At 33.6% G+C, this 24,168-nt stretch carries 17 protein-coding genes and 1 rRNA gene; 8 read left to right on the forward strand and 10 right to left on the reverse strand.

Features of this window, described 5'->3' with window-relative positions; all coding sequences use genetic code 11:
- Positions 1 to 14: 14 nt before the first annotated feature.
- Positions 15 to 551: a YfiT family bacillithiol transferase gene (locus FLAVO9AF_RS13675; protein WP_159689964.1), complete on the reverse strand. Its 537-nt coding sequence runs from the start codon at positions 549 to 551 to the stop codon at positions 15 to 17.
- A 3-nt stretch (positions 552 to 554) separates the two neighbouring features.
- Entirely contained in the window at positions 555 to 1,262 is a 708-nt protein-coding gene (locus tag FLAVO9AF_RS13680; protein WP_159691118.1) for a bifunctional 2-polyprenyl-6-hydroxyphenol methylase/3-demethylubiquinol 3-O-methyltransferase UbiG, read from the reverse strand.
- Positions 1,263 to 1,317: 55 nt separating this feature from the next.
- On the opposite strand from FLAVO9AF_RS13680, the gene FLAVO9AF_RS13685 reads away from it, so the two are divergent.
- From FLAVO9AF_RS13685 to nth, 5 genes are all read left to right on the forward strand, one after another.
- Positions 1,318 to 1,818 (forward strand): YkgJ family cysteine cluster protein, encoded by a 501-nt coding sequence (locus FLAVO9AF_RS13685; protein ID WP_370516461.1) that lies wholly within the window; start codon positions 1,318 to 1,320, stop codon positions 1,816 to 1,818.
- Between the two features lie 36 nt (positions 1,819 to 1,854).
- The gene (locus tag FLAVO9AF_RS13690) at positions 1,855 to 3,081 is read left to right on the forward strand and encodes an ABC transporter permease (protein WP_159689970.1); all 1,227 of its coding nucleotides are present in this window, start codon (positions 1,855 to 1,857) and stop codon (positions 3,079 to 3,081) included.
- Positions 3,082 to 3,639: 558 nt separating this feature from the next.
- Positions 3,640 to 3,774, forward strand: a complete 135-nt coding sequence (locus FLAVO9AF_RS15730) for a hypothetical protein (protein ID WP_255478105.1) — start codon at positions 3,640 to 3,642, stop codon at positions 3,772 to 3,774.
- Positions 3,775 to 3,783: 9 nt separating this feature from the next.
- Positions 3,784 to 3,892, forward strand: a 5S ribosomal RNA gene (gene rrf, locus FLAVO9AF_RS13695).
- Positions 3,893 to 4,039: 147 nt separating this feature from the next.
- Positions 4,040 to 4,681 carry an endonuclease III gene (gene nth, locus FLAVO9AF_RS13700; RefSeq protein ID WP_159689972.1) on the forward strand — a complete coding sequence of 214 codons (642 nt, stop codon included), beginning with the start codon at positions 4,040 to 4,042 and terminating at the stop codon, positions 4,679 to 4,681.
- 64 nt (positions 4,682 to 4,745) lie between these two features.
- Here nth and FLAVO9AF_RS13705 read toward each other — a convergent pair whose 3' ends face one another.
- The gene (locus tag FLAVO9AF_RS13705; protein ID WP_159689975.1) at positions 4,746 to 7,502 is read right to left on the reverse strand and encodes an AsmA-like C-terminal region-containing protein; all 2,757 of its coding nucleotides are present in this window, start codon (positions 7,500 to 7,502) and stop codon (positions 4,746 to 4,748) included.
- 21 nt (positions 7,503 to 7,523) lie between these two features.
- Positions 7,524 to 8,105, reverse strand: coding sequence for a tRNA-(ms[2]io[6]A)-hydroxylase (locus FLAVO9AF_RS13710; protein WP_159689977.1), 582 nt, complete (start codon positions 8,103 to 8,105; stop codon positions 7,524 to 7,526).
- A 111-nt stretch (positions 8,106 to 8,216) separates the two neighbouring features.
- Here FLAVO9AF_RS13710 and FLAVO9AF_RS13715 point away from each other — a divergent pair, with 111 nt between their 5' ends.
- Positions 8,217 to 9,449: a glycosyltransferase family 4 protein gene (locus FLAVO9AF_RS13715; RefSeq protein WP_159689980.1), complete on the forward strand. Its 1,233-nt coding sequence runs from the start codon at positions 8,217 to 8,219 to the stop codon at positions 9,447 to 9,449.
- A gap of 57 nt (positions 9,450 to 9,506) precedes the next feature.
- On the opposite strand, the gene FLAVO9AF_RS13720 is transcribed toward FLAVO9AF_RS13715, so the two are convergent.
- The 5 genes from FLAVO9AF_RS13720 to porU all read right to left on the reverse strand — a co-directional run bounded on the left by FLAVO9AF_RS13720 (position 9,507) and on the right by porU (position 17,964).
- Complete coding sequence (locus tag FLAVO9AF_RS13720) at positions 9,507 to 11,144, reverse strand: pyruvate dehydrogenase complex dihydrolipoamide acetyltransferase (protein WP_159689983.1); 1,638 nt, start codon at positions 11,142 to 11,144, stop codon at positions 9,507 to 9,509.
- 6 nt (positions 11,145 to 11,150) lie between these two features.
- Positions 11,151 to 12,149, reverse strand: a complete 999-nt coding sequence (gene pdhA / locus FLAVO9AF_RS13725; protein WP_159689986.1) for a pyruvate dehydrogenase (acetyl-transferring) E1 component subunit alpha — start codon at positions 12,147 to 12,149, stop codon at positions 11,151 to 11,153.
- Between the two features lie 169 nt (positions 12,150 to 12,318).
- Positions 12,319 to 12,801 (reverse strand): cytidine deaminase, encoded by a 483-nt coding sequence (cdd, locus tag FLAVO9AF_RS13730; protein ID WP_159689989.1) that lies wholly within the window; start codon positions 12,799 to 12,801, stop codon positions 12,319 to 12,321.
- Between the two features lie 142 nt (positions 12,802 to 12,943).
- Entirely contained in the window at positions 12,944 to 14,095 is a 1,152-nt protein-coding gene (gene porV / locus FLAVO9AF_RS13735) for a type IX secretion system outer membrane channel protein PorV (RefSeq protein WP_159689992.1), read from the reverse strand.
- A 35-nt stretch (positions 14,096 to 14,130) separates the two neighbouring features.
- The gene (gene porU, locus FLAVO9AF_RS13740; protein ID WP_159689995.1) at positions 14,131 to 17,964 is read right to left on the reverse strand and encodes a type IX secretion system sortase PorU; all 3,834 of its coding nucleotides are present in this window, start codon (positions 17,962 to 17,964) and stop codon (positions 14,131 to 14,133) included.
- Positions 17,965 to 18,172: 208 nt separating this feature from the next.
- On the opposite strand from porU, the gene gldJ reads away from it, so the two are divergent.
- Both gldJ and murF read left to right on the forward strand, forming a co-directional pair.
- The gene (gene gldJ / locus FLAVO9AF_RS13745) at positions 18,173 to 19,858 is read left to right on the forward strand and encodes a gliding motility lipoprotein GldJ (RefSeq protein ID WP_159689998.1); all 1,686 of its coding nucleotides are present in this window, start codon (positions 18,173 to 18,175) and stop codon (positions 19,856 to 19,858) included.
- 67 nt (positions 19,859 to 19,925) lie between these two features.
- Complete coding sequence (gene murF / locus FLAVO9AF_RS13750; RefSeq protein WP_159690001.1) at positions 19,926 to 21,209, forward strand: UDP-N-acetylmuramoyl-tripeptide--D-alanyl-D-alanine ligase; 1,284 nt, start codon at positions 19,926 to 19,928, stop codon at positions 21,207 to 21,209.
- Positions 21,210 to 21,246: 37 nt separating this feature from the next.
- On the opposite strand, the gene FLAVO9AF_RS13755 is transcribed toward murF, so the two are convergent.
- The gene (locus FLAVO9AF_RS13755; RefSeq protein WP_236552324.1) at positions 21,247 to 24,060 is read right to left on the reverse strand and encodes a triple tyrosine motif-containing protein; all 2,814 of its coding nucleotides are present in this window, start codon (positions 24,058 to 24,060) and stop codon (positions 21,247 to 21,249) included.
- Positions 24,061 to 24,168: the final 108 nt, after the last annotated feature.

Raw genomic sequence — 24,168 nt, forward strand, 5'->3', positions numbered from 1 at the left:
AGAGGAAAAAATGATTACCATTTTTTCCTCTTTTTTAGTTGGATGATATGTTCTAAGTGATGATTACAATGCCAAGCATACATTCCAATTATTTCTTTTATTGAAAAAGTTTTGTTGTGTTCTGGATGAATAAAAGTTTTGTTTAGTTCTTCTTCATTTAAGGAATTTAATAAAAACGATAATCTGAAATGTAAACCCTTTAAAAGTTGAATTGTTGGTTCAATAGGCATTGTTTTATTGTCAATTCCTTCTCCCCATAACTCTTCATAGTAATATTTTATAACTGGCTCATTTTCTGTTAATGCCCATTTTATTCTTATAAAACAGTTCATATGACTATCCGCACAATGATGTACTACTTGGCGTATAGTCCATCCTTCTGGGCGATAAGGTGTGTTTAACTGTTCTTCAGTTAGTTGACTAATTGTTTTGTTAAGAGTTTCAGGGAAAATCTCAATTTCTCTTATTTTTTCAATTAAATACTCTCGTGTATATTTTGATGGTGCTTCAAATTGTCCAATTGGGTACTTTAGTTTTTCTATTGATTCCATTCTTTATAGTGTTAGTTTAGCTAAATAATCATAATGTTCTCCTTCAAGGACTAATTCACATTTAAATCCATTGGCAATTGCTGCATTTTGTAAAGTATTGTAATCTAAGTAAAGCCACGGAAACTCTTCTTCTACTTCGTTCTTGTATTTTAATTTGAATGTTAATTCACCATAATAATTAGTTCCCGGAATCCATTTTCCACCATCTTCATCTTCGTCGAACATGTATATTATGTCCGATGAATCTATAAGAATTTGTCCGTTTGGAAGAAGTATTTTATTTAACTTGTTCAAATAGATTGGTATTTGGTTTATTGTGCCAAAAATACCCGTCCCGTTCATTAGTAAAAGGATTGTGTCGTATTGTGTGTTTTCGTTTAAATCTAATATATTGCAGACTTCAGTTTGTTTTATTCCGCGTGCAATACATGTTACTATTGCTTTTTTAGAGATATCAATAGCGGTTACATCTTGTTGCAATTTATTTTGTAATTCTAGGCTATGACTACCGGCACCACATCCAATATCGAGTATTTTTCCTTTTGATAATGTAATTGCTTTTTGTTCAATTATTGGCATTTCATTGAATTCTCTAAATAAGTAGCTAACATCCATTTCATCTTCTTCTGATATGGAGGTTTCTGTGTATATGTTTTCTGGTGAGTTCTTGAAATGATAATCATATATTGCTTGTCCAAAAAGGTCTTTCATTTTTTTATCGGTATTTAGTGATTTAAGTTTACTTTTGTGAAATAACAAAAAAGCCATGCAGTTGAAGCCTGATTTATCGGAAATAAATAAGCTTGCCAAAGATAAGAATAACGAAAACAAAAAGTATTTCGATAAGCTTAAAAAGAAACCGCCTAAAAATTTAGATTATATAATGCAAGAACTGCATGATAGTGAGTTTAAAAAAACAAACTGTTTAAATTGTGCTAATTGTTGTAAAACAACGGGCCCATTGTTTACATCTGCAGATGTTGAAAGAATTTCAAAGCATCTTAGGCTTAAACCACAACAATTCATTTCTCAATATTTGCGAATTGATGAAGATCAAGATTATGTTTTGCAAAAGTTGCCTTGTAGTTTTTTGGATCATGACAACACTTGTTTTATATATGAAGTTCGTCCCAAAGCTTGCAGGGAATTTCCGCATACCGACAGAAAAAAGTTCCAACAGATTACTGCTATTACAATGAAAAACATTCCAATTTGTCCTGCGGTATATAATATTGTAGAGGAAATGAAAAAGAAAATTGTATTGTAGAGATGTACTTCGAATTAATTTAATTATTACACACTTTTGAAATTAGAATATTTTATCGCCAAACGATTAATTACGTCAAAGGATTATAAAAGTAGTATTTCTGCTCCTATTATAAATATTGCCATTGCTGCAATCGCAATAGGTATTATTATGATGTTGGTTTCTGTTTCTACGGGGATAGGTCTGCAACAGAAGATAAGGGAGAAAATTGCTGCATTTAATGGGCATATTGTTATATCTAATTTTGACAGCAATCAATCAGAAGCAACATTAGTTCCAGTTTCAATTCGACAATCTTTTTATCCGACTTTCAAGAATGTTCCTGAAGTAGAACACATTCAAGCCGTCGCTGTTAAAGCAGGAATAATTAGAACAGAAACTGCTTTTGAAGGCATTATGTTTAAAGGCGTAGGCAGGGATTATGATTGGAAGTTTATAAAAGAATATTTGACACAGGGGAGATTGCCGAATTGTATGGCTTCACTCAATCAGGAAGTAGTTGTTTCATCAATTATAGCTTCAAGATTGAAGTTGAAATTAGGGGATTCCTTTCATACTTATTTTATGAAGCCCAGCGGTTATTCTATTCGGAATTTAAAAATTGTAGGGATATTCAATTCAGGTTTTCAAGAATTTGACTCCTCTTACATCTTGGGTGATATCCGACATGTTCAAAAACTAAATAAATGGAATAAAGATCAAGTTGGCGCTTTTGAAGTTTTTGTGAATGATTTTAGTGCTATAGAACAAATAGGAGAGAAAGTTTATGAAGAGACTTCGTCTGTTTTAGATAGCAAAACTATTGTAGAAAAGTTTAGTTACATTTTTGAATGGTTAAAGTTGTTTGATATAAATATTATCGTAATACTTGTTGTTATGATTCTGGTGGCTACTATTAATATGGTGGTCGCGTTATTAGTGCTTATACTTGAACGTACTCAAATGATAGGGATATTAAAGGCTTTAGGAGCGGATAATTGGTCCATTCGAAAAATATTCCTTTACAATGCTTTCTATTTAGTTGCAAGAGGTTTGTTTTGGGGGAATCTTATCGGGATAGCTATTTTATTGTTTCAATATTATTTTGGTATTATCAAATTAAACCCAGAGAACTATTATGTTAATGAAGCGCCAGTCTATTTTAATTTAGTATATATCGTAGTATTAAATCTAATGACTGTTTTGGTTTGTTTTCTGGTTTTACTAATTCCTTCCTACATAATAACTCGTATATCACCTGTTCGAGCTATTCGTTACGATTGATTTTTGGCATTCTCCTTAATATATAGGAGTTTTTGGTTTTATTAGATATTGGTTCTACTATATATAAGGAGCCGGGCTATACGTTACAAGTCCTCGACTAGTTTCGTTAGCACTACACTAGTCTGTGGGCTTTTCACTACTATCCCTAACGCATTTATTGCTTATCTGTCATTATGTATCTGTTTTTGGGCTTCAATTTTACAAAATTGCCAACATATCAAATCACTTTTATAGAAATTATCAAAAAAGTAGATTTTAAACTTCACGTTATTAGTACATTAAAAAATAAATCAAAAAAAGGTTTGCAAAAGGCTTGTTTAAACGAAAAAAGGTGCTACTTTTGCACCCGCAACAACGCAGACGTTCATTTAAATACTGGCAGGTTATTGAGATATTCGGGATTAGTTTTCTGAAAAAAAAATATCAAAAAAAGCTTGTGAGAAATAAAAACGTTGCTTACCTTTGCACCCCGTAAAATACGGAAAGTTCCTTGAAAAATTGATAAGAGAATGAGATTTAAATTGAGATAAAAATTTTCAAAAAAAGTTTCAAATTTTCTTGCCAGTTAAAAAAAGAATTACTACTTTTGCACCCGCTTTGAGAAACAACGAAAGGCGGAAAAACAAAGAAGAATACGTTCCTAGACATATTGAATTGACAGCCGTTTCGATGCAAATCGAAACAAAGAAATAAGAACGACCTTAAGGTGGTTATTGCGGCGGGGCTCACCTCTTCCCATTCCGAACAGAGAAGTTAAGCCCGCCTGCGCAGATGGTACTGCAATTTGTGGGAGAGTATGTCGCCGCCTTTCTTTATTAAAAAACCCTTCATCTAAAATGAAGGGTTTTTTTTTGCCCTTTTTTTTAAAACAGTAAACTATTTTAATGAAAATAATGGAGGTAAAGGATTTTAGTTTATCTTACTAATGTTTTTTATCATTGACTTAAAGAATGTGTTTATGGATTTATTTGACGATCGTAATTGGTCTATTTTGTTAGAACCATTAATATTCAGTTATAAAGGGAAAACACATCCTCTGCATTATAAGAATAGCTACCAACTTATTGTTATGGTTATTCTTGCTGCTCAAGATTCTGATGAAAACGTTAATCGATTAACTATTCCTTTTTTTGAAAAGTATCCTAATTGGTTCTCTTTAATGTCTATTAATGCTTCCGATTTGTATCCACTTTTGGATTCTATTACTAATTTTAAGAATAAAGCAAATTGGATTATTGATTTAGCAAAACAATTTGATGATAAAGAATTGCCAACAACAATATTGGGTTTTACTCGATATAGGGGGATTGGTAGGAAATCAGCTCATGTAATTCTAAAGGAATTAGGGTATAATCCTAATGGCATTATGGTTGATTTGCATGTCTTGAGGGTTGCTCCAAGATTGGGTATTGTACCTGATTTTAAAGATGCGGATAAAATGGAACAACAGTTACTTTCGAAATTAGATTCTTCGACTTGGTTAGAAATTGGTATGGCTATTTCTTTTCATGGGAGATTGATTTGTAGACCCATTCCGAATTGTAAGTCTTGTCAAATTAATACAATTTGTGATTATTTTATAAATGAGGGGAAAGTGTAATGTCTTAGATAATCACATAAAATATAAAAGCCAATAAGTACTATTGGCTTTTATTTTGAATTGTTTATTCAGTTTCCTTATCTTCTGTTTCTTCTAAATCTTGTGTTTCTCTTCCAACTTTAATTTTTGGATTATCTTTATTACCAGTAACGGTTATTGGTATTCCAAAAAGACCAAAAGGAGGTAATCCTAATCTCATTTTTAAATTTAGTCGACCATCCAAACTTGTAGTTCCTTCTATTCTTGGTCTAAAACCTGCGAATTTGAATTTGAAACGTTCAATGGTCATTATGTTATTTTTAATCGAACTTTTAATGTCAACTTTAGATAGTTCAGGATTCTTCATTTTATCGTGATTGGTTTGGCTTCCAACCACATTGAACATTTTCATTCCATAGAGTTTAATGTCTTTGATAGATAAAACTCCATTTCCTACTAAAGATGGGAAAACGGGTTCCATACTTGCGTTTAAACGGCCTTTAAGTTTGTAATCTAAAGAAACTATTCCTTGGGCTTTTTCAGCAGCGCTTGCCATCTCACGGAAAATTTTAACTTCTTTATAGGCTCTTTTTATATCAAAGTCTGTAGCCTTGATTTGGTATTCAAACAAAGCTTTTTTACTTGTTAAGCTTTCGTATAAAGCGTTCATTCCAACTTGACATCCAATCAGGTTGAAATTAGTGTTTTGAAGGTATAATTTACCGTTTTTCATTTTCAGATTACCATTAGCTTTAGTAAGATGTAATTCTTGAAAATCTACTTTTTGAGCAATGGCTTTGAATTGTAGATCAAGATTTTTTGGGATAATTATAACTCCTGTACTAGTTGTTGTTTTATTAGGAGTTTCTTTGGTAGAATTTGTAGCCGCAGTATTGGTTTCTACTGAGTTCATAAACTCATCCGCATTAATATATTTTGACTGTAAGGTAAAAGCACCTTTTAGTGTTCCTTTTCTTGGACTTAAAAAATTGAAAACATTTTTTAGATAACCATTCAATTTGAAATCAGATTCACTGTAACTAGCCAAAAAAGTGTTGAAAGACATTTTGTCTTGATTGAATTTAAAAATGCCTTCTTTGATTAAAAGCTTTTTTGGAAGATATGATGATGCTATCGCTATATTTCTAACTTCTAGTGTTCCTTTATTATTCAATTTGTTATAGTTGCCTTTTTCAGCATCACTTTGTTTTCCTTTAAGAGCCAAGTCAGTTTTGATGTAGCCATCAACATCTAATCCTTTTTGAGAAAAGACTTTGTATATTTTGCTGATGTTTAAAACACCTTTTGCCTTTACATCGTAAGTCAAATCTTTGAAATTTTCTAAGTTCGCTTCAACTGTAAAGGCTTCTTGTTCAAAAGTAAAACTTGCGGGTTGTAGCCTAACTTTTAAATCATCGATAGAACCTTTTTTATTTTTTATGGTAGCATTGCAATTGATGTTGGTGATTGGATTTGGATAATATTCCGTTTGAATAAAACCATTTTTAAGATCAATAGTAATATCAGCTATAGGAAAACTGTTGGTTTTTGCATTATACGTTCCATTCATTGTTCCTTTTCCAGTCAAAAGCCCTTTTACGGTTAGATTTGGAATCCCTAATGCATTATTTAGTTTTTCTAAATCAATAAAGCTGAACAATTCTCCATTCAGTTCAATATTTTCAACACCTTTGGAATGCCATTTTGCTTTTAAATATTCTTTTTCAATATTTAAAGAAATACCATTTACATCCAATAGTAATTGATTTGGGTCAAGAGATTGTAATTTTGCGCTAAAATCTAAATTTAGATTAGAAACAGGAAATTTACTTTTATTGTAATTGACAAAACCGTCTTTTATTTTTAAATCTAAATGTAAGTCAGGTGCTATTTTTTGAGAAGCAATGTATTTTCCTTTTAGGGTTAAAAGCAGGTCGGTTTTTCCTTTGATTTCTGTTTTCTCTAGCCAAGTGATGAATTTAGGTGGAAAAGCATTTATCAAATCATAGAGTTCGCTATCTTTCGATTTAATGTTAAAATCAATATTATATCCGTCTTTTAGGAAATCAAATTTGCCTTTGAAATCCACTAATAATTTGTTTATGTTCAGATTGTTTTCTTCAAAAACAAAAGACAAAGAGTTTACATTAACCTTCGTAATTAAATCACCTTCTACTTTTTTATTCATCAAATACGGTTCGTTTTCGTAGATGAAGTTCATTTTGGAAATGTTAATGTTAGAATATAAATCAAAAACATCTGATGTTAAATCTCCTTTTCCGGTGTAATTAAAGTCAAATAAGTCAAGATGAATCGCCGTTGATTGGTCGTCATAAACTACTTTACTGTTTACGATTTCGATTTTTTCAAGTTGTAAAGCGGTACTGCTTTCTTCTTCATTTTCTTTAGGGGTTTCCTCGCTTCCTTTGTACACATTGTAATTGGCTTGACCATTTTTGTCAACCTTTACATTGATGTTTCCTTCGGTTACAATAATTTGGTCAATATCTATGGCTTTACCAAAAACTAAACTCGATACATCGATACCAAAAGCAATTTCTTTGGCAGATACAAATTTTTCTTTTTCAAAAGGGATGGAACCATTTAAATTGACATCGTTTAAAGTCAACGTCAATGATGGGAAATGTTTAAAAAACGATAGATTAGCGTCTCCGTAATTAAGTTCTCCTTCTAGTTTGGTATTGGCATATTTTTTTACTTCTTCTTTTATTGTATCAGAAAAAATAATGGGTGTAAGGAACATTACAACCAAAATACTACCGAATGCTATTCCTAAATATTTTACTGTTTTTAAGAAGATGTTTTTTTTATCTATCGCCATTTTAAGTAAAGTGTATGTTATTTATCCGTGTACAGTTTCTGATTTTCCATAATTTCCAATAATGGAACTTTCAAAATCTATCCATTCTTGCCAACGTTTGTCTACATCTGTTTTTTCTGTATATTGTCTGGCAAACTTCAAAAATGTTGTATAATGCCCCGCCTCACTTACCATTAAATCGTAATAGAATTTTGCAAGTTCTGGGTCTTTTATGTTTTGTGAAAGTACTCTAAAGCGTTCACAACTTCTGGCTTCAATCATAGCTGCAAACAATAATCTTTCTACTAAGGCGTCATTTCTGCTTCCGTCTTTTTTAGCAAATTTGACCAAATCATTCACGTAATTATCTTTTCTTTCTCTTCCTAAGGTTAGCCCTTTTTCTTTAATAATGTTGTGAACCATTTGAAAATGTTCCATTTCTTCTAAAGCAATTCTGGTCATTTCTGTCACTAATTCTTCTTTTTCTGAATTATTGATGATAATATATATGGCATTTGAAGCCGCTTTTTGTTCGCACCAAGCATGATCGGTAAGAATCTCTTCAATATTTGATTCTACGATATTAACCCATCGTGGGTCAGTAGCTAATTTTAATCCTAACATGATATTATTCAATTTATTGACTACAAATTTAGCTTTTTAGTTTTGATTTTTCTTTCAAAAAGCTAGAATCAGAATGAAATAGTATTATTTTGTACCCACAATTGATTTGATATGAAAAAACTATTGGTAATTGGTTATGTTTGGCCAGAGCCCAATTCTTCGGCTGCGGGAAGTAGAATGATGCAACTCATTGGTTTGTTTCAAAAGCAAGGATATGAAGTTACTTTTGCTAGTGCTGCACAGGATAGTGATTTTATGGTTGATTTGCTGGAATTCGGTATTCATAAAGTTGCTATAAAGCTAAATGATTCTAGTTTTGATGAATTTGTCAAAGCACTGCAACCCAATGTGGTTTTGTTTGATCGATTTATGATTGAAGAACAGTTTGGGTGGAGAGTAATTGAGAATTGCTCTAATGCTATTCGAATTTTAGATACAGAAGATTTACATTGTTTGCGAATAGCGCGACAAAAGGCATTTAAGCAAAATCGACCATTTTCCATCAATGATTTGCTAGTTGAAGATGTTGCAAAGCGAGAGATTGCTAGTATTTTGAGATGTGATTTGATTTTAATGATATCCGAATTTGAGATGGATCTTCTGCAGACTGTTTTTAAAATCGATTTCTCGTTATTGTTTTATTTGCCAATTCTTTTGGACGGATTCGAAGCTTCTTTTGAGAAAAAATTACCTTCTTTTGAAGAGCGAGAAGGTTTTGTCTTTATTGGAAACTTTCTTCATGAGCCCAATTGGAATGCCGTTCAATATTTGAAAGAGGCGATTTGGCCTAAAATACTTCAAAAATTACCGAACGCAACTTTAAAAATTTACGGAGCATATCCTTCTCAAAAAGTGCTACAATTGCATCATCCTAAAACAAATTTTTTTATTATGGGACGTGCGGAAGACGCTCAGAAAGTTGTTCAACAATCAAAAGTAGTTTTGGCTCCTTTGCGTTTTGGTGCGGGTATAAAAGGTAAATTATTGGAAGCAATGCAAACGGGTACGCCTAGCGTAACCACTACTATTGGTGCAGAATCTATGCAGGGAGATTTGCCTTGGAATGGCTATGTTATTGATGCTGTTGAAGAGTTTGTAGATGCAGCAGTGCAATTGTATACAGATAAATCCAGCTGGCTTACATCACAACAAAATGGGTTTTCTATTTTGAAAAAAAGATATCAAAAGGATCTTTTTGAAAGTATTTTTGTAGAACGCTTACAGTATTTGTTCTCTACAATTGAGGAACATCGTCGGAATAATTTTTACGGTGCGCTTTTGCAACATCATACGCTTGCAAGTACAAAATACATGTCCAAGTGGATTGAAGCCAAGAATAAGTAAAAAAAAATCCCGTTTTGAAAGTTCAAAACGGGATTTCTATAGTAAAGAAAACTTTTGTTATGCTAACATAGTTACTGGGTTTTCAATGTATTGTTTTAATGTTTGTAAAAACTGAGCGCCTGTCGCTCCATCAATAGTTCTATGGTCACATGCTAACGATAACATCATAGTGTTACCAACTACAATTTGTCCATTTTTCACTACAGGTTTTTCAACGATTGCTCCAACTGAAAGAATAGCTGAATTTGGTTGATTGATGATAGAGTTGAATTCAGTAATTCCAAACATACCTAAGTTAGAAATGGTAAAAGTACTTCCTTCCATTTCAGTTGGTAATAATTTTTTGTTTTTTGCTCTTCCTGCTAAATCTCTTACACTAGCACCAATTTGTGATAAACTCATACCGTCAGTAAAAGATAATACAGGAACAACTAAACCATCTTCAACAGCTACTGCTACACCAATATTTACGTGATAGTTGATAGTGATAGCATCCTCTTTCCACTGTGAATTGATTTTTGGATGTTTTTTTAATGCCAAAGCACTTGCTTTAATAACCATATCGTTAAAAGAAACTTTGGTATCTGGCACAGTATTGATTACGGCTCTTGATTTCATAGCTTCGTCCATACTCACTTCAATTACCAAATTGTAATGAGGTGCTGTGAACAAAGATTCTGATAAACGTTTTGCAATAATCTTACGCATTTGCGAATTCTTAATTTCTTCTGTTGCTACTTGACCAGCAGGAATATAAGGTTTTGGAGCTGCTACAGCTTCTGTTTTAGCAGCTGGTGCTTGTTGTGAAGCTGTTTGAGGAGCAGTATTCGCTTGTGGTGTAAAGTTTTCGATATCGCTTTTTGTGATACGTCCATTTTCACCGCTTCCTTTTACTTGTGATAATTGGATTCCTTTTTCTGAAGCTAATTTTTTAGCTAAAGGGGAAGCCAAAATTCTTTGTCCGTCAGCACTTGGCTCTTGAACAGTTTCAATATTTTTTTCTGTAGTTGCGGGTGCAGCTGCTGTTTCTGTTGCTACAGGTGCAGCAGTAGTTCCGCCAGCAGTAAAGCCAGCTGCTACTCCAGTAATATCAGTTCCTGCAGGTCCAATAATAGCCAAAAGACTATCAACAGGTGCAGTATTTCCTTCTTGAATTCCTATGTAAAGTAAAGTTCCAGAATTGAAAGACTCAAACTCCATTGTAGCTTTGTCCGTTTCGATTTCAGCTAGGATGTCTCCTTCAGCAATGGTGTCTCCTACTTTTTTTAACCAAGTTGCAACGGTACCTTCGGTCATAGTGTCGCTTAAACGAGGCATAGTTACTACGATTACTCCTTTTGGAAGTTCTGTAGCGCTAGTAGTTGATGCTGGAGTGGTAGTTGCTTCTTTTGGAGCCTCTGTCACAGCTGGTGCTGGAGCAGTATCTCCGCCAGCAATTAAGGCAGTTACATCTTCACCTTCTGCTCCAATAATAGCAAGTAGCGAGTCTACGGGTGCAGTTTCTCCTTCTGGTATTCCAATATATAATAGTGTTCCTTCATTGAAGGATTCGAATTCCATTGTAGCTTTGTCTGTTTCGATTTCAGCTAGAATATCTCCTTCATTTATTTTGTCACCTACTTTTTTAAGCCAAGTTGCTACCGTTCCTTCCGTCATAGTGTCGCTCAAACGGGGCATTGTAATAATTGTTGCCATAATGGATTATAATTTGTGAGGGATGAATGGATAGTTTTCTTCTTCGTATACCATATCGTATAACTGTTGTAGTTCTGGGTATGGAGATTCTTCTGAGAATTTTACACACTCTTCTACTAAATCTTTTACACGTTGGTCAATTACTTCGATTTCTTCCTCTGTTGCGTATTTTTGATCCATAATTACATCTAAAACTTGAGTAATTGGATCTATTTTTTTGTATTCTTCGATTTCTTCTTTAGAACGATACAATTGAGCATCAGACATTGAATGTCCTCTGTAACGGTATGTTTTCATTTCTAAGAATGTTGGTCCGTCACCACGTCTTGCTCTTTCGATAGCTTCTGTCATTGCTTCGGCTACTTTCACCGGGTTCATTCCGTCAACAGGTCCGCAAGGCATTTCGTAACCTAATCCTAGTTTCCAAATGTCAGAGTGATTGGCAGTTCTTTCTACTGAAGTACCCATTGCATATCCATTATTTTCTACAATGAAAACTACAGGTAATTTCCATAGCATTGCCATATTGAACGCTTCGTGGAGTGAACCTTGGCGAGCAGCTCCGTCTCCAAAGTAAGTAAGAGTAACTCCTCCTGTATTGTTGTATTTGTCTCCAAAAGCTAAACCAGCTCCTAATGGGATTTGTCCTCCTACAATTCCATGTCCTCCGTAGAAACGGTGTTCTTTTGAGAAAATGTGCATAGAGCCTCCCATACCTTTTGAAGTACCTGTAGCCTTACCTAGAAGTTCAGCCATTACTCTTCTTGGGTCCACACCCATTCCGATTGGTTGTACGTGGTTTCTATAGGCGGTAATCATTTTGTCTTTTGTCAAATCCATAGCGTGGAGTGCTCCTGCTAAAACGGCTTCTTGACCATTGTACAAATGAAGAAAACCTCTTATTTTTTGTTGTATGTATAGAGCAGCTAGTTTGTCTTCAAACTTTCTCCAAAGAAGCATGTCTTCATACCACTTTAAATATACTTCTTTCGTAACTTCTTTCATCTGAAATAATTCTTTTGTAAGTGTTAATACTATTCGAAATGGTGTAAAATTTATTATAACGAAGTGCGGTTTTTGAAAACCGAACCTCTAATCCAACACAAATTTGCGAAATGCAAAAATAAGACATTCCGAGTAAGCAATAAAATTTAACAACCAGTTTTTATTCTGATTAGAGGAATTTTTTGTTAAACATAAAAGGGAGCAGGTTTTTAAGTGAATTAGACTGGTAGATTACACCTGTTTCTCCCATAAAATAAATTTCGATAGGTTGGTCTTGTTTGATTTCATATTCGGCTATGGATTGTCTACAAGCGCCACATGGAGGGATAGGTTCAGTAGTAGGGTTGGTGTCAGAAGCTGCCGTAATAGCCATTTTATTTATTCTTACTCCAGGATAATTAGCTCCAGCATAAAAAATAGCGACACGTTCTGCACAAAGACCAGATGGATAGGCTGCATTTTCTTGATTAGAACCACAAACTACTTTGTTGTTCTCCAAAAGTAAAGCCGCTCCCACTCTAAAATTCGAATAGGGAGCATAAGCGTTTTTGCGGATAGTAATCGCTTCGTGCATTAATTCCTGAATCTCAGCTGGCAGTTCTGTTATGCTCTCAAACTGTTTGAATGAGGTAGTAATGTTAATTTCTTTCATGTTTCTAAATTTATTGTGTAGCTACTATTTACTTTTAAATTAGTTTTTAGTACAATCTCGTTTTCATTATCGAGGAAAAAAAATCCAAATTTCAAGGCTTTTGCTTTTGAAATTTGGATTTATTATCAACTAAATGCGTTTTCTAATAATTTTCGTATTTGTCGCCAAAATTAAAGGTTAAAGAAAAGCGTAAGGTATTTTCTAAAGGATTTTTAACTTTTGATGCGGAAAATAAATAGGATACATCTACTTTGACTACGTTATATTTGAAACCAGCTCCAAGAGAGAAAAACTTTCTTGCGCCTTTTTCGTCACTTTCGTGAAAATATCCAGAACGCAATGAGAATGAATCTTGGTATTCGTATTCGGCTCCCAATGCGTAGGTAACTTCTTTTAGTTCTTCACTGAAGCCTCCTGGTGCATCACCAAAAGATTTAAAAATACCAGAAGCCCATCCTATTTTGCGATAGTCTTCTCTTTTTTGAATAGTTTCATCGGTGGTATCTGTACTTTCGAATTGAGGTGTTGGAACTAATAATTTATTGAATTCTAGATTCACACCAATTTTGTTGTATTCATCTAAAATAAAATCAAAACCTCCTCCGATTTTTAAGTTAGACGGCAAAAAATTTGTGCTTTCTTCAGATTCCGTTAAATCATAATTAATTTTTGGTCCTAAATTCTGAAAATTAAAACCACCTCTCCATCTTCCGTTAAAGTCCGAATAGGCTATTTCCTCAGATTGATAGTACCCGGCAATGTCTACAGCAAAAGAATTTGCAGCCGAAAGACTTTGACCATTAGTGGTTATCCCAAGGTTTGAACTTATGAATCGCCCAGCAACAGCCATTGAAAAATAATCGCTTAAGTGCAAAGAATAGGACAAATCTAGAGCGAATTCTGATGGTTTTACAATATTCGGTATGCTGTTTGCATCGTCTCTAAGCTCTATCTCACCAAGGCTGAAGTATCTTACACTTCCGGCAAAAGCGCTTCTGTCATTAAAACGATTGTAATAGGTTGCTTGCCCTAATGAAATATCATTAACAATGTCAATAAGATAAGGTGTGTAGCTTACAGAAAATCCTTGTTTGTCAGTGGCAAATGCATATTTGGCAGGATTCCATTGTTGTGAATAAGTGTCTGGTGAAGTAGCTACTCCAATGTCTCCCATACCTGCTGCTCTTGCATCGGCTGCTATTTGTAAAAAAGGGACTCCTGTTGTGATTGCTCTATCTTGTGCTATTGCATTGGTTGTTACAACGCAAATAAAAATCAAAATTAATTTCTTCATTATTTTTTTAATCATTAAACAAATATAGTATTAAATCAAAGTATTACCAATTTTTCTATTTTTTCAGCTTTTTTGTTGTTTAAAGATGATTTTACAGTCAATCGATAAACATAGACTCCTTTTCCTAGTCGGTCTCCAAAATCATCTTTTCCGTCCCACTTAATCTCTCTTGATAAAAATCCATCAGTAGTTATGATTTGGTTTTTTGACCAAACTACTTTTCCGGTAATTGTCATCACTTGTACTTGCACTTCTAGAGGCTCAAATGGTCTGTTGTGTGTGAACCAAAACTCGGTATAGTTTACAAATGGATTGGGATAATTCAAAACGTTTGTAAGTGTTATGGATTCATTTCCTACTACCAAAAACTGAATTTCACTAATGACAGGATTATTATACACGTCCCATGCTTTAATGGTTATTGTATGAAGTCCTATTGAAAGATTTCGAAAGGGGAATCTAACGGTTCCTGAGGTGAAATCATCCAATTTTGTTTCGTAATAATCATTTAAGACAAATGGATTGCTTTCGTCTCCGTCTAAAATAGCAACAATGTCATGACCAATTCCGCTGGCAGTATTAATTCCGTTTTCGTCTTCTAATTGTGCTATTAATATAGGAGACTGATTGGTCGTTCCGCCAGAAACGAAATTTTCATCGTTCATATATAACTTCACTTTTGGACTAATATTGTCTGCAACAGCATTTTCGTTAATTCCTCCTATTCTGATAGTTGTGTTTTGTCCAGTTTGGTTTTCAAGAGCATTGTCTTTTTTTGAATAAAAACTAATTTTTCCATTACCAACTGGAATACGAATGTCTCTTGGGACTACAAAACTAAATTTAAATTGACCATTTTTTACCGTTGCATTTCCTCGAAAGATTGCTTCGCCTAAAACAGAGAATGGTATGCTGGGACTGTTTCCGTCGTTATTAAGCGTATTTCTAGTGACTAATTTATCAGTGATAATTGTTGCGATTTCTCCATTATAATTAGACAATAAATTATTGTTTTCGTCTGTGACTTCACCAGAGAGCTTCATTTTTGCCAATGACTTGAAGTCGTCTATTGGTTGTGAAATAGCAATGTCATTTACCTTTGTTAGGTTAATTTTAGGTTTTGCTATGGCGAGGTGTAAAGCTGGGTCGCCAATAAAAACTACAACATTTGTTGATGAATTTGGATTTGTGTTTTTTGAAATTCGGAGTGCTTCTGCCATCGAAACGTAAGTGTTCGAACCAAATGATAGTAAATTTCTAGTCAATAATGGATTGAAATTTTCGGCACTAAATTGTCCTATAGAGCGTATTGTTGTAATCATTGCGATTGCGCCTCCCTTTGGGTTCCAATAGGTGTATTCTCCTGCTGTTGGACGTAACGGATTGTCGAATCTAGAAAACTCACAAGTAATCGTTACGAAAAGAGGGTATTTGAATGGATTGTTTAAATTTTGTCCGTCTGATTTTTCCCAAATACGTTCCGCCGCCAATCCGTCTTCACCACCGTGTCCTAAATAATTAAAAACCAAAGCACCTTTTTCAAAGGCATTAAATATATCTGTTCGGGCTTTAGGATATCGAAATCCACCAGCCGATGCTTCTTGTATATAGGAGTCAAGTAAAATTTTGGATACATTTAGAAATGGTTTTTCAGTGGTGATTAAATCTCCTAAACTACTTTGTTTTTCTTGTAAAGAAGCGTCTGAGGGAACATCTGAATCATCGCCTATGAGTACAAAGTTGTTTCTCCAGTTTCCATAAGATTTTAAGTCGTGATAGTCGATTACTTTTTGCACCATTTCTTCGGCTTGTTTAGTATCGTTTACTATCATTCTGCCTACAGCGATATCAATTCCGCCAAAACTAGAGGTTATGTTTCCTTCGTTGGTATCCATTAATCCAAAAAAATCATCTGACGCAAAAGAAGATTCTCCAGTGGCATTACTTATTAAGGAGTGATAAATAGGAACTAGATTACTGTTGTTATTGATTCTGTTTTTGTAATCGTAGGATGCGTCCCCAAAAAGGTTGACGTATTTAATTCTTTTATTTGGGGTAGAGGCATTGTCGTAAATGTATTTGATGCAATTTCTAATGGCTCCAATATCTTGTTTTCCTGATGCAAATTCGTGATAAATGGATTCGGTTGAAATCACTTTTACGTTTAGATTAGAGTAATTTCTGTGGAAAGTAGCCAGTTTTTCGGCTTGATTAATTAAAAAATGGGGTGTAATAATCAAATAATCAATGTCTTGAAATTGTCCTTGATTGTTTTTGAAAATGGTTCCTTTAATGTTTTGGTTGGCAATTTTTGATTTTTTCGAAACAGTTGGTGTCAAATAATCATTAGTATCTAGTGCGATATATTTTCGGACTTCACCTAAATTGGCTTTAAAACTAAATTGGTTTTGGTTGTTGTTTTCAATTTTTCGAATAGCATTGAGTTCGGTTATATCCCAAATCTGATTTATAGCTGTGGCGTTGGAAAGTGTATATTCAACAATTCCGATTGTGGAAAAAGCATTGTCGTATTGAAAATGAAATTGCTTTCCGTAACCTACTAGTTTTCTTTTAGCTACCACTTTTATGTAGTCTAAGTACCCAATTGCATTTGGGACTCCTCCATTATTATAGGTGTATTTTATTTTGTTTTTTTCGGAGCCTAAAAAAGTTGCGGAGCTTGGAAGGTTGCCTGTGTAAAAAGAAATTCCTGAATTATTAGCTACGGCAGGAAAATTTATGGTTCCAACAGGGGAGTTATTTGCAGAAACTACGAAGGATGTTGGGGTAAAGGCTGCGGAAGCGGTCTCGGTGCTAATTTTTACTGGTATTGTTGCATCAATGTTGGGAAAGTCAAAATCGAATTCTTGTTCGTTGTTAATGTCGAATTTTTCTCCAAACCATTGCCGTCCTAATTGTCCGATATTGATTTGGTCCAATTCATGAAATTGGGTATCGTCAAAAGTTGATAAACTAAGGGTTGGGTTTCCTGAAGGTTGTGTAAAGGTTTGAATTCTTTTTCCGGTACCGCCATCAATAGTTATATAATAATAAGATTCGTCTTCATAGAGGTTATTGAAGGTCTTGCTTTCTGTATTCCAGGTGTCGGTTCCTTCTCCATAAAAAAGAATATAATCCTCGTTGTTAAAGACTCCGTCATTTTCGCCAATTACTTCAATAGGCGTTTCTTCAATGTCTAGTGGATATGAATTATTGTTGGTCAGCGGAATCATTTTTCCACCATTACCATAAACTTTGATTCTTCTTGGGTCTATTGCATTGGTAGATAATCCTAATTGCTGCAAAAAGCTTCTTGATATTTTGTAAACTCCTGATTTTTTGATTTGGAATTGATACCAATTGCCAGAGGATAATACAGAATTACTTATAGTTTGTGTTGTGTTGGTCTTATTTGTGTTCGTTGTTCTATTTGAGTTTTGAACCAATGAATAAGCGATTGAAGTGACTTTTTTTATTCCAAAATTATCTTTTACTAGTGGTGAAAAAGTTAAAAATACGGTTGTAACATCTCTTGAGATAGTTGTGGTAACTTTTTCGTTTAGGGTTGAAGGAATGTTTCCAATTATTAAGTCACCTAATTCCTCGTTTGTGATGTTTTCGTATGTAACGTTGTTGATTATAATGTTTTCGTTGAATGAATTCGATTTTATCGGGCTACTATAAATAATGGTTTTGTTAATAGGGTCAAATTGAAAAGCATTAGTGTCAAAAGTTGGAATTCGGACCGAATAATCGCCGATATTAGTTTTTTTTGCTGGAAACCAATTAATTACAATTGTGCCATTATACTGTGCGAAAATAAAAAAAGGCAGTATCAGTAGTGACAATGTAAAAAATCTGTTTTTCATCTTGATTCTAACGAACTTTAGTTGCTTATATTTTAAAGGGTAAAAATAATTTAATTACTCTAGGTTTTAATAATAAAAAATATATTTTTGCGTTGGTATTCAGGGATTGTATAAATTTAATTGGCCCCGTTAAAATTATTAAATATTGGTGTTGTAGGTATAAGGTTAATTGTTATATTGCGGCACCAAATTATGACCTATTAATAGTATGAAAGTAAAGAAAATTTTGAACTTAAAATTGATCACATCAATTTTACTGATTGCAGGATTAGCTAGTTGTAGTAAAAAATCTAGCTCTAGTAATTCTTCAAGAGCAACTGGATGGAACTTAGATCGTCAAAAAAACGTTGCTGCTAAAAACAAAAATCAAGCTGGCCCTGGTTTGGTTTTCGTAGAAGGAGGAACTTTTACTATGGGTAAAGTTCAAGATGATGTAATGCACGATTGGAACAATTCTCCTACACAACAACACGTTCAATCCTTTTATATGGATGAAACAGAAGTAACCAACTCTATGTACTTAGAGTATTTAGAATGGTTGAAAAAAGTTTTCCCTCCAACTGAAGAAAATTACAAAAATATATATGAAGGAGCATCTCCAGATACTTTGGTATGGAGAAACCGCTTGGGTTATAATGAAACTATGACCAACAACTATTTGAGACACCCATCTTATGCTGAATATCCAGTAGTAGGAGTAAATTGGATTCAAGCCAATGAGTTTGCTAAATGGAGAACGGAACGTGTAAATGAAAGTATGCTTGAGAAAACAGGTTACATAAAGAAAAATGCAAAAAACACCGATGTTTCTGCTGAAAGTACTTTTAGTACTGAAACATATTTGGCTTCACCTACATCTGTTTATGGTGGAAATGAAGAAATCGTTCTTAAAGAAAGATCTAAAAGAAAAGCGCCTAAGGCTGGTAAAGATGGAAAAGTAGCTGAGCACAAAAATGTTTATGCACAACGTTCTTCAGGAATTTTATTACCTGAGTACCGTTTACCAACTGAAGCTGAGTGGGAATACGCTGCAGCAGCAGATGTGGGGCAAAGAGAATACAATATTTATAAAGGTCAAAAGAAATACCCTTGGTCTGGTAGTTACACTCGTTCAGGAAAACGTGTTTCTAAAGGAGATCAGTTAGCTAACTTCAAGCAAGGAAATGGTGATTATGGTGGAATTGCTGGTTGGTCTGATGACGGAGCAGACATTACTAACCAAGTAAAAAAATATCCTGCAAATGATTTTGGTTTGTATGATATGGCTGGAAACGTTGCCGAATGGGTTGCCGATGTTTATCGTCCTATTATTGACAATGAATGGAATGATTTTAATTATTACAGAGGTAATCTTTATACAAAAAATAAAATTGGTAAAGATGGTAAAGTTGAAATAGTTACTTCTAAAACTATCGAATACGATACATTGAGTAATGGTAAATTAGTTGCTAGAGCGTATCCAGGTCAAATTGCACAAGTTCCTGTTGATGAAAATGAAACTTATTTGAGACAAAATTTTGATAAGAGTAACAACATCAACTATAGAGATGGTGATAAACAATCTACTCGTTTTTATGATTTCGGAAACACAGGTGATGAAACTAAAGGCGAAAAAGATGCGCGTAAAATGTACAACTCACCTAAACATAATGTAGCTGTAGATAGTTTAGGTAAAATGTCTAGAAAATATGATTCATCTAGTAAAAGAACAACTTTGATTAACGATGAAGTTCGTGTTTTCAAAGGAGGATCTTGGAGAGATAGAGCGTATTGGTTAGATCCAGCTCAAAGAAGATATTTGCCACAAGATATGGCAACTGATTATATTGGTTTTAGATGCGCAATGTCTAGTGTTGGACCAAAAGCACAAAAAAGAAAATCACCAAGAAATTAATTTACTTTAGTATACTTATAATAAAAGCCCTTTGATTAGGGCTTTTATTGTTTTAATTCTATTTATTATGGATATAGCTAGCATTCATAACCTATTCTTACAGTGTGATTCCGTTTCTATTGACACACGTAAAATTTTACCTAACTCATTATTTGTAGCCATTAAAGGTGAAAATTTTGATGCCAATACATTTGCCGCTGAGGCTCTAAGTAAAGGTGCCAAATTTGTTCTAATTGATAATTCAAGTTATTACATAGATGAAAGAACGATTTTGGTAGATGATAGTTTATTGGCACTACAGCAATTGGCTCAATTTCATAGAAATTATCTCAAAATTCCTATTATTGCCTTGACAGGTAGCAACGGAAAAACGACTACAAAAGAGTTGATTCATACCGTTCTTTCTAAGAAATTCAATACTAAGGCAACGATAGGTAATTTGAATAATCATATTGGGGTTCCCTTGACTTTGCTTTCGTTTACAAAGGAAACTGAGATAGGTGTAGTTGAAATGGGGGCGAATCATAAAAAAGAGATTGAGTTTCTTTGCCAATTGGCTACACCTGATTATGGTTATATTACCAATTTTGGTAAGGCACATTTAGAGGGTTTTGGTGGCGTTGAAGGTGTGATTGAAGGTAAAAGTGAGATGTATGCTTATTTGTCTTTTGCTAATAAAACAACTTTTATTAATCTTGAGGACCCAATTCAGGTTGAAAAATCACAGTCACTAACTTGTTATTCTTTTGGTATTAATAAAAGTAGTGCTGCTGTCAATATTACAGTAATAGAGGCGAATCCTTTTGTAACAATAAAATATGATGGATATTCTATAGTTACTCATTTGATAGGTTTGTATAATGCTAATAATATCAATGCAGCTCTTACTATAGGTAAGTATTTTGAAGTGCCAATGGACTCAATTAAAGAAGCATTAGAAAATTATATTCCTGAGAATAATCGTTCTCAAATGGTTGTCAAAGGGTCGAATACAATTCTATTAGATGCATATAATGCTAATCCGAGTAGTATGGCGGTTGCTATAGATAATTTTATTCAATTGGAAAAACCTAACAAAATAATGGTTTTAGGGGATATGTTTGAACTAGGGGAAGAAAGTCTGTTCGAACACCAACAGTTGGTTCAACGCCTTTCTGGAGTTCCTGACGTTCGTTGTTTTTTTGTAGGGAAAGCTTTTTTTGATTGTAGTATAGTCCAAGAAAATTTTAAATTTTATGCTACTTTCGATGTTTTTTCTGCTTATTTGACCGATCATCCTTTTTCAGAGGCCACCTTGTTGATTAAAGGTTCAAGAGGTATGGCCTTGGAAAGAACACTAAATTACTTGTAAACAAAAAACGCAACTTTAAGTTGCGTTTTTTTTTGGGTTAGATTTTCATCAGGAAACCAATTAGGTTTTCTTTTTTGTTCAATTCTAGTTTTTTGCGCAGTCTGTATCTTGCCAATTCCACCCCTCCATTAGAGATATTCATAATCTCTGCTATTTCTTTCGTAGACATATTCATTAGGAGATAGGTGGCTAAGTCTAATTCTCTTGGGGTTATCGTTGGATACTGTTCTTTCAGTCTTTTTAAGAAATCATAGTGTACGTTTTTAATGTGCTTTTCAAGATCTTTCCAACTTTTATCCGAGTTAACTTCTTTTACAATGCTTTTTTGAAGTTTTGTAAATTGTGCTTTTAAGGTATCATCTAAGTTGTCGTGATTGATTTCTTTAAGTTTATGGATGATTCCGTTTAGAATTTTATTCTTTTTTACCACTTGTAAAGAGTTGCTTACTAGTTCTTTATCTTTAGCTAGGATTTTTATTTTTAGTTTGTCGTTTTTTAATTTTTCAATTTCTTTTTCAAGTGAATATTGTTCTTGTCTAATTTTTGTCTCTTTTTCAAGATATAGTCTTCTCTGTTCAACGGTTTCATAGTATTTGTTTTTTCTAATTTTGGCTTTAACGGTGTTTTGGATGTAAAGTATAATAACAACTACTAAAATGATGTAAATGATGTATGCGAAAAAGTGACGGTACCAAGGAGGAAGTACAGTAAATTTGATTTCTGCCTCTTCAGATTGGATACCATAGCTATTTCTAACTTTGGCTTTCATTATGTAAGTTCCTTCGCTTAAATTGGTATATTCTTTTGTGAACATCCTTGACCAAGGGCTCCATTTTTCATCAAAACCTTCTAATTTGTATGAAAACTCTACGTTTTCAAGGTTTTCGTAGGTAGGTGAAGAGAACGAAAATTGTACGTGATTTGAAGAATAAGGAAGCGTATATTTTGTTGTAATTTTTTGTCCATTTCCTAAAAGTAAAGTGTCTTTTTGAAAAGTAAAGTTTCGAATGAAGGCTTTTGGTCTAGTCACAAAACTATTGGCTTGTTTGGCGTTGTAGTGCGCTAATCCATTTGTTAGGCCTATAAAGATGTTGTTTGGGTCAATCGTGTTGATGGAAAGATAATCGTTAACTAATTCTCCAGTTAAATTAGAAAATGGTGCCACACTATTTGTATACTTGTTGTTCTTCTTTTGCAGCATACCAAGTCCTTCACCATAAGTATACCAAATATTGCCCAACTGATCTTCGTAAACCAAATTTACAAATGGTATTTTATGGAAAAGGCTACTTATCTTCTTATCTTCATAAAAGGTTTCTTGGTCTTTAGAGTATTTAAAAAAGTGGTTTTGTGATTGAAAGTATACTTTGTTATTTAAACGTTGTACACCTCCAATTCCTGGATAAGATTTTGAAATTTCTTTATGTGTTTTTATTTGGATGTATCTTTTAAAATCTGATGATAATGACATTTGATACAAAAGACCATCTTTTTTTAACCAAATAGTTTCTTCGTCGATTTCAAAAGTGCTGGATGATTTATCAAAGCCAGCTATTTGATGGCGATAGGTCCAAGTATTGGCTTTTTTTTCAAATAAGGCAAAGCCATTGTAATTAGAACCAATTAAAAAGTTGTTTTTACCTGGTATTTTTTTGAATCCAAAATACCCTTTGTTGTCTAATATTTTCACAACACGATCACCATCAATTATCATAGCTCCATTATTGTTTCCGCATAATAATTGATTGTCTATCACTTGAATATTCCAGGATTGTCCAGTGGTTCCTTCCACTAATTTGAAGACATCTTCTTTGAAGTTTTGACTCCAACTGTGATAAAATACTCCTCTATTCGTAGCTACATAAAGATTTTGATTATGTACGATAGAAGCATACACGGTACTGATGTCATAACTGAAGCCAAAATAGGTAAAAGGAGAGCTCTCATTGACGAAAGCAATTCCATTGTCTAGTCCTAGCCAAATATTGTTTTTGTTGTCTATAAAGGAGGTTAAAACGGTATTGTTTTGCAGGCCCTTTTTATGGTTGATGTGTTGAATGATTTTTCCGTTGGTATCACAAACGACAATACCATTTAAAACGGTATTGATTACTATAAAGTTGTTTTTGATGGCTATACCTCCTAAAGAGCTGTTTTTTTTAACAAAAGCATTGGTTTCCGTGTTCCAAGGCTGCAGAATACCATTTGAATAGCTAAAGAGTCCTTTGTTTAATGTGGCAATTAAAAGTTTTTGATTGGGAAGAGGAATTATGCTCCAAACTTCGGTAGTATTAAGTTGTTTCGTCCCAGGTAATGCGTGAAGCGTATTGTTTTTGAATTCCAATACACCATTGGCGATGTCTTGTAGGTACAGTCTTCCGTTTACCAAAAACGAGAATTGAAAACGCTTAGGTGCTTTTATCGTTTGAATGGTATTATTTTTAAAGTAAAAAGCTTTCGAGAACGCCTGAAAAATCACTCCTTTATTAAACAAATGAATTTTCCAGACAAAGTCGATGGTTTTGATTTTTGCTTTAGTAACCAAATGGGTAAGGGAATGGTAAATTAGTCTTCCTTTTTCATTAGGCTCGAAATAGCCAAACTCGTTGTATCCTCCAACATAAATTTTGCCACTAGGATCTATTTTCACACATCTAATAGCATCTGCATTGCTCATTTTATAGTTGCGCCATGTGGTTCCGTCAAATTGAAATAGACCATTGTTGTTGGCGAAATATAGATTTCCATTTCTATCTTGATCGATGTCCCAGTTTTGTGTCCCTCCTTTATAGTCGGATCGGGTGTAATTTTTTATATCTGGGAGCCCTATGCTTTTAACTTGGCCTAGCATAGTTGTAATGGATAAGAGTAGTGCAAAAGAATATAATTTTTTTTTGAAGTTGTTCATCATAAAGCAATGGGGCTAAAAATTCGATAATTATACGCAAACGTTTTCTTT

Origin of the sequence: Flavobacterium sp. 9R, from assembly GCF_902506345.1 — a bacterium.
Classification (GTDB): domain Bacteria; phylum Bacteroidota; class Bacteroidia; order Flavobacteriales; family Flavobacteriaceae; genus Flavobacterium.